This window comes from Mycobacterium basiliense (genome assembly GCF_900292015.1).
Classification (GTDB): Bacteria; Actinomycetota; Actinomycetes; order Mycobacteriales; family Mycobacteriaceae; genus Mycobacterium; species Mycobacterium basiliense.
The window spans coordinates 4,484,997-4,497,928 of sequence record NZ_LR130759.1; the positions used below are offsets into that span (position 1 = coordinate 4,484,997).

Genomic DNA, 12,932 nt, shown 5'->3' on the forward strand with positions numbered 1-12,932 from the left:
CAACCTATTTCAACCCATTGCGAGCTATTTTGGGTCCAGCCCAAATCGAGGGAAGGCAAGATCGCCGGCATAGCGGGCCGCGTCACCCAGGGCCTCTTCGATGCGCAGCAACTGGTTGTACTTGGCGACCCGCTCACTGCGAGCCGGTGCGCCGGTCTTGATCTGCCCGCTGCCGGCGGCAACCGCCAGATCGGCGATCATGGTGTCTTCGGTTTCGCCGCTCCGGTGGCTGATCATTGTGCGGTACCCGCTGTGATGTGCCAGCGCGACCGCGTCGAGTGTCTCGGTCAGCGTCCCGATCTGGTTCACCTTGACCAGCAATGCGTTTGCCACACCCCGCTCGATCCCCTCCTCGAGGCGCTCGGGATTGGTGACGAAGATGTCGTCCCCGACGATTTGCACCCGCTCACCGATCGCCGCAGTCAGCCCCGCCCAGCCGTCCCAGTCGTCTTCGGCCAGCGGGTCTTCGATGGACACTAGTGGGTAAGAACCCAGCAGACCGGCATAGAACTCCGCCATCTGCTCCGCGGTGCGGGTCGAGCCTTCAAAGGAGTAACCGGTCTCGTCGGTGTAGAACTCGGTGGCCGCGGCGTCGAGGGCCAGCGCCACGTCGCTACCCGGTTTGAGGCCCGCCGACTCGATGGCCCGGCTGATCAGATCCAGCGCCGCGGTGGTGCCGGCCACATCGGGGGCGAAGCCGCCCTCGTCGCCCAACCCGGTGGACAGACCCTCCTTTTTCAGGACGGACTTGAGTGCGTGATAGACCTCCGCGCCCCAGCGCAGGGCCTCGGCAAAGCTGGGCGCGCCGATCGGCGCCACCATGAATTCCTGGATGTCGACGGCAGTGTCCGCGTGCGCACCGCCGTTGAGGATGTTCATCATCGGCACCGGCAGAATGTGCGCGTTCGGCCCGCCGATGTAGCGGAATAACGGCAGCTCGGCAGACTCCGCGGCAGCCTTGGCAACGGCCAACGAGACGCCCAGGATCGCATTGCCCCCGAGCCGGGACTTGTCGGGGGTCCCGTCGAGGTCGACCAACGCTTGGTCGACAAGCCGCTGGTCGTCGGCGTTGAGACCGATCACGGCCGGGCCGATCTCATCGAGCACGGCTTGTACCGCATTCTTGACCCCCTTGCCCCCGTAGCGGTCACCGCCGTCGCGCAGTTCCACGGCCTCGTGCTCGCCGGTCGACGCGCCCGAAGGCACCGCGGCCCGGGCGAACGTCCCGTCGATCAGAGCCACCTCAACCTCGACCGTCGGGTTGCCGCGGGAATCGAGGATCTCGCGCGCCCCGACCTGCTCGATTATCGGCACTGCGTTCTCCTTTGCGTCCTGGCTCTCTTGAGGTCCCCGGCAGCCTTTAGCGTAAAGCCTGGGTCAGCGATCCATCCTTCTATAGCGGATGACCGGCCGCGTAGGCGGTCGCCCAGTCTCGGACCGCGCGGGCGTAAACACCGGAGTTGTTGTAGGCACGCAATGCGGTGATCCACCCGCGCGGCGTCGCGAGATCCTTTCCACGCCAGCACAAATAACCAGCCGCCGAGAGCGCGGCGTCATCGATGTTGTCTGGGCTGACGATGCCGTCGTTGTTCGCGTCCACCCCGTAGAGCCGCCACGTCTCGGAGATGAACTGCATCGGCCCCATCGCGCGCTCCACCCCGTCTGCATCCGCCGCGCCATCCAGCAACGCTCGCTCGCTGTCCACGATGCGCAAAGTGCCGCCGGTACCGTCGAGCCGAACGCCCCGGATGGGAGGAGTCACGTCCCCGTTGGGCGCGATTGTGGCGCCCCGATAGGTGCCGTTATGACTCTCTACCTGCCCGATACCCGCCAATGTGGTCCACGCAATGTGACACTTGGGGTTCTCGACCTCCGCAACTCGGGCGGCGTAAGCGTACGCCTCCAGCGCGATGACCGGCATCTCCAACGCCGGAGCGCGTTGCTCTGCCCATTCCCGCAACTGGTCGGCGGGCCGACCCGCGGCGTAGGTGTCCACCGGGGGTACCGGATCGCCGGGCGGCGGCGGCACACCCTCGGGGATAAACAAGCTGAGCTGCCACGTGCAACTTGACGCCAATAGCATCGCGGTCGCCCCAATCACGGCGACCGCGCGCAACCAACGTCTGGGCGTCACAATGCTCCTCTTCGGCTCCTCTGTATGTCCGAGTGGGACCGCGCGACCGGGTCATAGCCGTCTGGGCCATATTCATCGTCCCATGGGCTAGCGAACTACCCGGCCGCATTTTCGGATCAGCACACAGTTATACCGTCGATACCGGCCAGATATCGATTAGCTACTAGCATGTTTGGCTATCATGATTTCGGGTTAGGTTGGCGGCTAACGCATCTTCCGCAAACTTCATGATGATCGCTTGATATGGGGAGTCTCTGAGTCGTCGCAAAGATCAATCGGCCGAGTTGAAACCCCGAAACTCGGGCCTGGCGGGACCGACCGGTCCTACCGCCTGCCTTTGCGCTTTTTGGAGCCGCTGCGAGGCTCCTTGGCAGTCTCCGCCGGCACTGCCACGGTTTCGACGGGAGCCTCGGCCGGCTCCTCGAATTCCATCGGCTCAAGCACCGGGCCGGCTCTCGTCGAGCCCGCTGGCCAGTACGTCAGCCATTCCTGCGCGCTGATAGCGCCGATCGGCGCAACGTCGAGTTCCTCTGCCACACTGTCGCCCCGGCGCGCCGCCACGATCGCCTTCTCGGCGCTACGAACATTGTCGGCGAAGTCTAATACGGCTGCCCGCAAACAGTTTTCCGCGTCGATATCCGCCGATAGGGATACCGACGTGATCTCGTCAGGAATCAGCTCGGCCGGCAAGCCGGCCTTACCGACACGTTCAATCACCTTCTGCGCCAACGCTAACGCCGGCTGACCCGTCTGAACATCGTCCAACACGGAATTCCGTGTCTTCTCGGCCGCCTTACGCTCTTCCCACTGGGCCATCTGTTCTTGCAACGAAATCGATTCGCCGGCAAGAACTCCCGGTGCGCGATTGCCCAATTTGCGGATCAGCGTGTCGGCGACGTCATCGATCGTGAATGGGAGCAGCGCCGCATCCTCGGCGATCCGGGCATGGAAAAGCACCTGTAGCAGCAGGTCACCGAGCTCCTCGCGGAGCTGGTCGACATTGCCGCTGTGCACCGCGTCAAGCAGCTCGTAGGTCTCCTCCAGCAGATAGCGGCGCAACGACTGATGGGTTTGCTCGCTTTCCCACGGGCCGTCGGTGCGCAGTCTGTCCATCATGGCCACAGCGTCGAGCAGTCTTTCCCCCCGCTGCCGATCCTGGGCTGAAATCAGCCGTGCTCCGCCGGCCAATCGTGCCGTCACGGCCGGATGGTTGGGATCGGAGGACAACAACACTGGGGCGTCGTCTCCTATGTGCACCGGATGCGCATCGGGCAGCGACCAGGGCACCGCGACCGGCATCTCCTCGGTGTATTGAACCGGGCCGCCGAGCAATTCGATAGCTTCGATGGGGACCAGCGCGGGACGGCGAGGGTCGACCAGGACGACAATCATCGCGCTTGCCGCTCCTTACTCGACGCGGTGCGGCCCGCATCGTCGCCGGGTGATATCCCGTTCGTTATACCAATATCCTGCTGCGGTTTCCCGGCTAGCGCCGTCACCAGATCGGCCACCATCTGCACCAATTCGACATCGCGAAGGCGGGCGGCACCGACACCGCCAGCGCGTGGGATGGGCACCTGCACCGTCGCGGTGGTGGCGCGGTAATTCGCCCCGGGATAGATCCGTTTGAGTCGCACCTGCGCTGAATCCAGCAAATTCAGCGGCGACAGCCGTACCGTGGCCGCCGACGGAGCCGACACTTCGGTGATGCCCGAACCACGGCACAGCAGACGCAACCGCGCCACGGCAACCAGCCGCCGGGCGGGTTCGGGCAACACCCCGTACCGGTCGTGCAGTTCCTCGACCACCGCCGCGATCTCGCTCTCGGAGGTGGCGGCGGCCAGCCGCCGGTAGCCCTCCAAACGCAGGCGGTCGCTGGCAATGTAGTCGGGCGGCAGATGCGCATCGACCGGCAGGTCGATCCGCACGTCCTTGGGTTCCTCCGGACTGGTCACCGTCTGGCCGTCGGCGGCCGCCCGGTACGCCTCAACAGCCTCGCCGACCAACCGCACGTATAAGTCGAATCCCACGCCGGCGACGTGGCCGGACTGCTCGACTCCGAGCACATTGCCGGCGCCGCGGATCTCAAGATCCTTCAGGGCGACCGCCATACCCGCGCCCAGCTCGTTGTTCTGCGCGATAGTGGCTAACCGGTCATAGGCGGTCTCGGTCAGCGGCGCTTGGGGCGGGTACAAGAAGTAGGCGTAACCGCGCTCACGGCTACGGCCCACCCGGCCGCGCAGCTGATGCAGTTGAGATAGACCGAAGGTATCGGCCCGTTCGACGATGAGTGTGTTGGCGTTGGAGATGTCCAGACCGGTCTCCACGATCGTCGTGCACACCAGGATGTCGTATTCGCGGTTCCAGAATCCCTGTACCGTGCGTTCCAGCAGCTCTTCGGGCATTTGCCCGTGTGCGACCACCACCCGGGCCTCGGGCACCAGGCTGCGCACCGTCGCGGCGGCCTCGTCGATGGTCCTGACCCGGTTATGCACGTAAAAGGCCTGCCCGTCGCGCAGCAATTCCCGCCGCAACGCGGCAGCGACCTGCTTGTTGTCGTGCGGGCCCACGTAGGTCAGCACCGGGTAACGATCCTCGGGCGGGGTCAAGATGGTCGACATCTCGCGAATGCCGGCCAGACTCATCTCCAGCGTGCGCGGGATGGGAGTGGCACTCATCGTCAGCACGTCAACGTGGGTACGCAGCGACTTGATGTGCTCCTTGTGCTCGACGCCGAACCGCTGCTCCTCGTCAACCACCACCAAACCCAGATCCTTCCAGCGCACGCCGGTCTGTAGCAGTCGATGTGTGCCGATCACAACGTCCACCGAACCGTCGGCCAGCCCGTCGATCACCGCGCGTGACTCCGCGACGTCGGTGAACCGCGACAGCCCCTTGACGGTGACCGGGAACCCGGCCATTCGATCGGTGAACGTTTGCAGATGCTGATCGGCCAGCAGCGTGGTGGGCACCAGCACCGCCACCTGTTTGCCATCCTGAACCGCCTTGAACGCCGCCCGCACCGCGATCTCCGTCTTGCCGTAGCCGACATCGCCACAGATCACCCGATCCATCGGAATCGGCTTTTCCATGTCGGCCTTGACCTCGGTAATCGCGGTGAGCTGATCGACGGTTTCGGTGTAACCGAACGCGTCCTCCATCTCGGCCTGCCAAGGGGTGTCGGGCCCATAGGCGTGCCCCGGGCTGGCCTGCCGCTTGGCGTACAACGACACCAGCTCGCCGGCGATCTCACGCACCGCACGGCGCGCCTTGGTCTTGGTGTTGGCCCAGTCGCTGCCGCCCAGCCGGCTCAACGCCGGTGCCTGCCCGCCGACGTAGCGGGACAACTGATCCAGGGAATCCATCGGCACGAAGAGCTTGTCGGCCTGTTGCCCCCGCTTGCCGGACGCGTACTCGAGGACCAAATATTCGCGACGGGCGCCCCCGACGGTGCGCTCGACCATCTCGACGAATCGGCCGATGCCGTGCTGATCGTGCACCACCAGGTCGCCGGCCGTCAGCGCTAACGGGTCGACGGTGTTGCGCCGCTTGGCCGCCAACCGCTTGCCTTCAACGGCGGTGGCCCGGCTACCGGTCAGATCCGTCTCGGTGACCACGACCAGGTTCACCCCCGGTATGACAATGCCGTCGAGTAGCGGACCTTTGAGCACCCCGACCACACCCGCCTTGGGAGTTCGTTGGGATCCCGAGTCCACCATCGCGGCGGGAATGTCCGACTCGGCGAGCCGCTCCACCATGCGGTGTGCGGTGCCGGCGCCGGGCGCCACCATCACGGCATACCCGCCCGTTGCAACGTGTGCGCGCAGCATCGCAAAGATGCCGTCGATATCACGCTGATGCCCACGCGCCGAGGGCGCCGCCCGGACGTCCAGTTCGATCGTTGACTCGTCGGACAGTTGGCTCAACGTCCACCACGGATGGCCGGACGTGCTCGCCACCGCCCGCACCTGGTTCAGCTCCGCGAAGCCGGACCCGCCCAGCTGTTCGACGTCGACGGGCGCATCGGTCCCCATGGCCGCAACCGACCAGGACGCTTCCAAGAACTCCCGGCCGGTCTTGATCAGGTCGGCCGCCCTGGTGCGCACTTTCTCCGGATCACACACCAACACCGGAGTGCCCTTAGCCAGCTGATCGGTCAGCAGCGCATGGTCGTCGGGCCGCAATACCGGCAGCAGCGCCTCCATCCCGTCCACCGGGATGCCCTCGGCCAGCTTGACCAACATGTCGCTGACGCTGCCGGCGACGGTGTTTTCGGTCGCCGGGTGCTGGGCGGCCAACTCGGCGGCCCGCGCCCGAACGTCGTCGGTGAGCAGTAGCTCACGGCAGGCCACCGCGACCAGCGTGCTGACCTCAATCTCGGGGATCGACCGCTGGTCGGCGACCGAGAACATGCGCATTTCGGTGATCTCGTCGCCCCAGAATTCGACCCGCATCGGATGCTCGGCGGTCGGGGCGAAGACATCGAGAATGCCGCCACGGACCGCGAATTCGCCGCGCCGGCCCACCATGTCCACCCGGGTGTAGGCGAGCTCGACCAGGCGGGCAATCACATCGTCGAAGCCGATCTCCTGGCCGACGCTCAAGGTGACGGGGTCCTGTCGACCCAGTTGCGGTGTCATCGGTTGCAGCAGCGAACGCACCGCAGTCACCACCACCCGCAACGGCGGACCCAGCTGGGCATCGTCGGGATGGGCCAGCCGGCGCAGCACCATCAGCCGGGCGCCGACCGTGTCGACGCCGGGCGAGAGCCGCTCATGCGGCAGGGTCTCCCAAGACGGGAACACCGCCACCGCGGCACCGAAGACCCCGTGCAGTTCAGCGGTCAGATCGTCGGCTTCGCGGCCGGTGGCGGTGACCACCAGCAAGGGGCCCTGCTGCGCCAGCGCGCTGGCGACAAAAACGCGCGCACTGGCCGGGCCAACCAGCGTCAATTCTTCGGGTCGATCGGAGGCGCGCGCGATCAGCTGCTGGAAGGTAGGCGCCGTAAGCGCCAATTCGACGAGCCCCGCGATCGGGGTATCTGGGCTAGCAGCCCCCGGTGCGGTCATGATGCGGCCATTCTAGGGCGCGAGGATTCCTCGACTTCAGGCCCGGCGCCTTCGGCAGTCGCCGAACAGCGCCCTGGCCGGCCTGCCGCCGGGCGAATGCTACTCGTCTTGCAGCTGCGGATCGGCTTCCAAGTGAGTCAGGCCGTTCCACATCAGATTGACCAGATGAGCAGCAACCACTTCCTTCTTGGGTTCTCGGGTGTCGAGCCACCATTGCGCCGTCATCGACACCGAGCCCACCAGTGCCTGGGCATAGAGCGGCGCCAGATCCGGATCCAGACCTCGGCGGGCGAAATCGCCCGCCAAGATGGAGCTGACCTGGCTGACAGCGTCGTTGAGCAGGCTGGAATAGGTTCCCGAGCTGATCGAAGCCGGTGAATCGCGGATCATGATGCGAAAGCCGTCGGTGCGTTCTTCGACGTAGGTCAGCAATGCCAAGGCGACCCGTTCGACGCGCACCCGGGACCGGTTGTTGGTCAGCGACGAGGTGATGCCGTCCAGCAGGGCCGACATCTCCCGGTCCACCACCACCGCGTAGAGGCCCTCTTTACCGCCGAAATGCTCGTAGACGACCGGTTTGGAGACATTGGCGCGTTGCGCAATCTCCTCGATTGAGGTCCCGTCGTAACCGCGTTCGGCGAACAATGACCGCGCGATGCCGATGAGTTGGTGTCGGCGTTCACTGCCGGTCATCCGGGGGCGCGGTGTACGTCCTTCCTTTTCCGGCCCAGCCACGTCAACAGGGTATCGGTTAATGCCCGCGCCGAGCCTGCGCCGATGTCATTTGACGGCGACACCAAGGTGGGTCTTGCCCGACTCCTCCCCGGCCGCCCGCGGCCGGCTTCGTCGTCCGACTCACACCCGATTGCCCGACTCCTCCCCGGCCGCCCGCGGCCGGCTTCGTCGTCCGACTCACACCCGATTGCCCGACTCCTCCCCGGCCGCCCGCGGCCGGCTTCGTCGTCCGACTCACACCCGATTGCCCGACTCCTCCCCGGCCGCCCGCGGCCGGCTTCGTCGTCCGACTCACACCCGATTGCCCGACTCCTCCCCGGCCGCCCGCGGCCGGCTTCGTCGTCCGACTAAAGTCACAGGGTGGCGCCGGGTAGCGTGCTCGCCGCCAACCGACAATCCGTCGTGGTGTAATCGGCAGCACCTCTGATTTTGGTTCAGATAGTTCAGGTTCGAGTCCTGGCGACGGAGCTCCACAACATGATCAGGCAGGGTCGAACTGGCCCGATTTTTGCCTCAACTGCAGGTGAAATGACACCCTGGACGGCGTGTCAGCACGCCGGCCTTTAGTTTGCGTGAGAAAAAAGCCAACAAAGGAGAGAGGCGATGACGTTTCGTGGTGACACCGCGGTTCTGGTCTTAGCGGCCGGGCCCGGCACCCGAATGCGATCGGACACCCCCAAGGTGCTGCACACCCTGGGCGGACGCAGCATGTTGTCGCACTCGCTGCACGCGATGACCAAGCTCGCACCGCAGCATCTCGTCGTGGTACTCGGTCATGACCACCAGCGCATCTCGCCGCTGGTCTCCGATCTGGCCGAGACGCTCGGACGCACGATCGAGGTGGCGCTGCAGGATCGTCCGCTGGGCACTGGACACGCAGTGCTGTGCGGTCTGTCGGCGCTGCCCAATGACTACGCGGGGATCGTCGTAGTCGCTGCGGGCGATACTCCCCTGCTCGACGCCGACACCCTGGCTGACCTGATCGCGACCCACAGCGCAGCATCCGCGGCCGTCACAGTGTTGACCACGACGCTGAGCGATCCGCACGGATACGGGCGCATCCTGCGCACTCAGGACGACGAAGTGATGGCGATCGTCGAGCAGACCGACGCAACGCCCTCACAGCGCGAAATTTGCGAGGTCAACACCGGCGTCTACGCCTTCGACATCGCCGCCCTGCGGTCGGCCTTGGGTCGCCTGAGCTCCAACAACGCCCAACAGGAGCTCTACCTGACCGACGTGATCGCCATCCTGCGCGGTGACGGCCGGACCGTCAGCGCGCGCCACATCGAAGACAGCGCGTTGGTAGCCGGCGTGAACAACCGCGTCCAACTGGCCCAACTGGGCGCCGAGCTCAACCGCCGTATCGTTGCCGCCCACCAGATGGCCGGAGTCACCGTGATCGATCCCGCCACCACCTGGATCGACGTCGACGTGACGATTGGGCGCGACACGATCATCCACCCGGGAACGCAATTGCTGGGCCGGACCCAGATCGGCGGTCATTGCGCCGTCGGGCCCGATACCACCTTGACCGATGTCACCGTCGGCGATGGCGCCTGCGTGGCCCGCACGCACGGCGCCTCGTCAACGATTGGTGACGGCGCCACCGTCGGCCCGTTTACCTACCTGCGGCCCGGCACCGTCCTGGGCGCCGACGGCAAACTGGGCGCGTTCGTGGAGACCAAGAATTCCACCATTGGTACCGGCACCAAAGTTCCGCATCTGACCTATGTCGGTGACGCCGACATCGGCGACCACAGCAACATCGGGGCGTCCAGCGTGTTCGTCAACTACGACGGCGCGACCAAGCGGCGGACCACCATCGGGTCGCACGTGCGCACCGGTTCGGACACTATGTTCGTGGCGCCCGTAACGGTTGGCGACGGCGCCTACACCGGCGCCGGAACCGTGGTCCGCAACGATGTCCCGCCGGGGGCGCTGGCGGTATCGGCCGGACCGCAACGCAACATCGAAAACTGGGTGCAGCGTAAACGTCCCGGCAGTGCGGCCGCTCAAGCGGCTGACGACGCTTCCCGGCAGGCCAACCCACCGCAAGAAACCGATCAGACACCGTGAATTCGTTTCCCGGCTACCCGGCGACACTATCCGGCCCCTCGCTACGTACGATGGGTCCTTCGAATCCCTATTCCGATCCCTATTCCAATCCCGATACGGCGAGGGCAGTGCGTTGAGCCACGACTGGACCGACAATCGCAAGAATCTGATGCTCTTCAGCGGTCGCGCTCATCCGGAGCTGGCCGAGCAGGTGGCTAAAGAACTCGACGTGCACGTCACGGCGCAGACGGCCCGCGACTTCGCCAACGGCGAGATCTTCGTACGATTCCAAGAATCGGTGCGCGGATGCGACGCGTTCGTCCTGCAATCGTGCCCAGCCCCGGTGAACACCTGGCTGATGGAACAGCTGATCATGATCGATGCGCTCAAACGGGGCAGCGCCAAACGGATCACCGCCGTCATGCCGTTCTACCCCTACGCGCGACAGGACAAGAAGCATCGCGGCCGCGAACCCATCTCGGCGCGACTGGTCGCCGACCTGCTCAAGACCGCTGGCGCTGACCGCATCGTGACCGTCGACCTGCACACGGATCAGATCCAGGGCTTCTTCGATGGACCCGTTGACCACATGCGCGGACAGAACCTGCTGACCGGCTACATCAGGGACAACTATCCGGACAGCAATATGGTCGTTGTCTCCCCCGACTCGGGCCGAGTGCGCATCGCCGAGAAGTGGGCCGACTCACTGGGCGGCGTTCCCCTTGCCTTCATCCACAAGACTCGTGACCCGCGCGTGCCCAACCAGGTGGTGTCTAACCGGGTGGTCGGTGACGTCTCCGGGCGCACCTGCGTGCTGATCGACGACATGATCGACACCGGCGGCACCATCGCCGGTGCCGTGCAACTGCTGAACAACGACGGTGCCAGCGACGTGATCATCGCGGCTACCCACGGCGTCTTGTCCGAACCCGCCGCCGAGCGCCTGGCAGCATGCGGCGCCCGCGAAGTGATCGTCACCAACACCCTGCCCATCACCGAAGAAAAGCGATTTCCTCAACTCACGGTGTTATCCATCGCCCCGCTGCTGGCCAGCACCATCCGAGCTGTCTTCGAAAACGGCTCAGTTACAGGACTTTTCGACGGAGACGCATAGATGGCCGTCCGCAGCGGTGGGGCTTCGGGCGATGCTGTCATCTACCACAATCCCAAGTGCAGCACGTCGCGCAAGACACTGGATTTGTTGCGGGACAACGGCGTAGAACCAACCGTCATCCAGTACCTGAAAACGCCGCCGTCCCGGGCCGAGCTGGCGCGCATGATCCGCGATGCCGGGATCGATGTGCGGACGGCGGTCCGCAAGCGCGAATCGCTTTACGCCGAACTCAACCTCGCCGACGCCACCGACGAGGAACTGCTCGACGCCATGGCCGAGCATCCCATCCTGATTGAACGGCCTTTTGTGGTGACGCCGAAGGGCACCCGGCTGGCTCGTCCGCTCGACGCCGTTCGCGAGATCTTGTGAGAGTTCGCCGGATCGGCGCCGCCGTCGCTACGACGGTGGCGACCATCTCGGCGGTCGCCTGCTCGCCAGCGAAACCCCCTGACTATCAAGCTATCTGGACGACGAGCTCGACGTCTAGCGCTGCTGCGACGACCACCCCGCCAGTTCCGTTGTCGAAGTATCTGGAAAGCATCGGAGTAAGCGGAAAGCAAGTGGCACCCAGCGCCCTGACCGGTCTGACGGTGTCGATCCCGACCCCACCGGGTTGGTCACCGTACGACGGCCCGAAAATCGCGCCGGAAACGGTGATCATTTCCAAGGGCGGCAAATATCCGACTGCCCGGCTAGTGGTGTTCGTGCTGCGGGGAGACTTCGATCCCGCCGACGTGGCCCGGCGCGGTAATGAAGATGCCCAGCTGTTCCAGGACTTCACCCAGCTGGACGCCTCGTCAGCGGATTTCAACGGCTTCCCGTCGTCCATGATTCAAGGCAGCTATGACCTCGAGGGCACGCGGATGCACAGTTGGAACCGCATTGTCATTCCCACTGGACCACCGCCGGACAAACAGCGATATCTGGTTCAACTCACCATCACAAGCCTGGCCAACGATGCGGCCGCCAATGCACCGGGTATCGAGGCGATTATCCGGGGATTTGTCGTCGCGGCAAAGTAGCTGAACCGACATGCCTGGCTGGAGCGCCGCAGAACTACCACCTCGGGACGCAAGTTCGGCGATGCCATCGTGACGATCGGCACCGAAGATAGCCACCGACGCCAGCTTCGGCACCCGACAGACGTTGTACGCGGCCTCGCAGGAGCTGCGTAGCCGGCGCGCGAAAAACATGGCCTCGGCCGCGGCGCTGTGGCAGCTATCCGATCACAAGGGCCCCACGGGCCACTGGGAACGTCGGTGGACTTTTTGCCCGGCTTCGAGCGACAACTACGCGTCTGCCTCGCCTACCGCGCTAGTTGTCGCTCGAAGCCGGGCACAACCAACATCGCCGCCCCAGGGGGCCCTGTGGCAGATGTGACATCGCTGATGCTCGAAGCTCAGGCCGGTCTCCGTTTGCACCAAACCAATTTCTAAGCCGATAGTTATCCCTTTAGTACGGCGCCGCGCTTTTCAATACGGGAAAGTCCATGGCCATAGGAGTTGCTCGATGCAGATCGCACATTTCGAGAATAAGAAAACTATGCGACCTGCCCATGGGGAGAGGACGGGCGAGGTTGTAATATACACGGACATCAAATAGGAAAGCGATGGATAGATCTATTCGTCCGGCCCTTCGCAGAAGGTGATCCACCAGTTCACAATAGCCGTATTTTCGCCCTCGATTGGAACCTTTGGAAATCACATGGCGGCGATTCGCCGGCAAATCGCAGTGAATCTTAACAGTCATTTTTAGCTAAAAACATTGAACCGCGAAGCGGACGAAACCCCTCCTCCCGACATCGAGTAGGCCCACCCGATTT

9 protein-coding genes, 1 tRNA gene and 1 pseudogene are annotated in these 12,932 nt (G+C 64.6%); 6 read left to right on the forward strand and 5 right to left on the reverse strand.

Annotated elements, in window-relative coordinates; all coding sequences use genetic code 11:
* Positions 1–24: 24 nt before the first annotated feature.
* From eno to MB901379_RS18940, 5 genes are all read right to left on the reverse strand, one after another.
* A complete protein-coding gene (gene eno, locus MB901379_RS18920) occupies positions 25–1,314 on the reverse strand; it encodes a phosphopyruvate hydratase (RefSeq protein ID WP_158018015.1) in 1,290 nt (429 codons plus the stop codon).
* Positions 1,315–1,393: 79 nt separating this feature from the next.
* A complete protein-coding gene (locus MB901379_RS18925; protein WP_158018016.1) occupies positions 1,394–2,134 on the reverse strand; it encodes a lytic transglycosylase domain-containing protein in 741 nt (246 codons plus the stop codon).
* Positions 2,135–2,458: 324 nt separating this feature from the next.
* The gene (locus MB901379_RS18930; protein ID WP_158018017.1) at positions 2,459–3,526 is read right to left on the reverse strand and encodes a nucleoside triphosphate pyrophosphohydrolase; all 1,068 of its coding nucleotides are present in this window, start codon (positions 3,524–3,526) and stop codon (positions 2,459–2,461) included.
* Positions 3,523–7,203 (reverse strand): transcription-repair coupling factor, encoded by a 3,681-nt coding sequence (gene mfd / locus MB901379_RS18935; protein WP_158018018.1) that lies wholly within the window; start codon positions 7,201–7,203, stop codon positions 3,523–3,525. Before mfd ends, MB901379_RS18930 begins: the two co-directional genes overlap by 4 nt.
* A 99-nt stretch (positions 7,204–7,302) precedes the next feature.
* Positions 7,303–7,896 carry a TetR/AcrR family transcriptional regulator gene (locus MB901379_RS18940; RefSeq protein WP_158019306.1) on the reverse strand — a complete coding sequence of 198 codons (594 nt, stop codon included), beginning with the start codon at positions 7,894–7,896 and terminating at the stop codon, positions 7,303–7,305.
* Between the two features lie 438 nt (positions 7,897–8,334).
* On the opposite strand from MB901379_RS18940, the gene MB901379_RS18945 reads away from it, so the two are divergent.
* The 6 genes and pseudogenes from MB901379_RS18945 to MB901379_RS25355 all read left to right on the forward strand — a co-directional run.
* Positions 8,335–8,406: transfer RNA gene (locus MB901379_RS18945), tRNA-Gln, on the forward strand.
* Between the two features lie 135 nt (positions 8,407–8,541).
* On the forward strand, positions 8,542–10,017 hold the full coding sequence (gene glmU / locus MB901379_RS18950; RefSeq protein ID WP_158018019.1) for a bifunctional UDP-N-acetylglucosamine diphosphorylase/glucosamine-1-phosphate N-acetyltransferase GlmU: 1,476 nt from the start codon (positions 8,542–8,544) through the stop codon (positions 10,015–10,017).
* 112 nt (positions 10,018–10,129) lie between these two features.
* The gene (locus MB901379_RS18955; RefSeq protein WP_158018020.1) at positions 10,130–11,110 is read left to right on the forward strand and encodes a ribose-phosphate diphosphokinase; all 981 of its coding nucleotides are present in this window, start codon (positions 10,130–10,132) and stop codon (positions 11,108–11,110) included.
* Positions 11,111–11,479, forward strand: a complete 369-nt coding sequence (gene arsC, locus MB901379_RS18960) for an arsenate reductase (glutaredoxin) (RefSeq protein ID WP_158018021.1) — start codon at positions 11,111–11,113, stop codon at positions 11,477–11,479.
* Complete coding sequence (locus MB901379_RS18965) at positions 11,476–12,132, forward strand: LpqN/LpqT family lipoprotein (protein WP_158018022.1); 657 nt, start codon at positions 11,476–11,478, stop codon at positions 12,130–12,132. The genes arsC and MB901379_RS18965 overlap by 4 nt, the downstream gene beginning before the upstream one ends.
* Positions 12,133–12,174: 42 nt before the next feature.
* Positions 12,175–12,337: pseudogene (locus MB901379_RS25355) on the forward strand (oxidoreductase); the annotation flags it as partial.
* Between the last annotated feature and the right edge of the window lie 595 nt (positions 12,338–12,932).

Coding starts and splice junctions, on each gene's coding strand:
- arsC (WP_158018021.1), top strand. CDS start 11,111: ATGGCCGTCCGCAGCGGTGGGGCTTCGGGCGATGCTGTCATCTACCAC.
- mfd (WP_158018018.1), bottom strand. CDS start 7,203: ATGACCGCACCGGGGGCTGCTAGCCCAGATACCCCGATCGCGGGGCTC.
- MB901379_RS18940 (WP_158019306.1), bottom strand. CDS start 7,896: ATGACCGGCAGTGAACGCCGACACCAACTCATCGGCATCGCGCGGTCA.
- MB901379_RS18930 (WP_158018017.1), bottom strand. CDS start 3,526: ATGATTGTCGTCCTGGTCGACCCTCGCCGTCCCGCGCTGGTCCCCATC.
- glmU (WP_158018019.1), top strand. CDS start 8,542: ATGACGTTTCGTGGTGACACCGCGGTTCTGGTCTTAGCGGCCGGGCCC.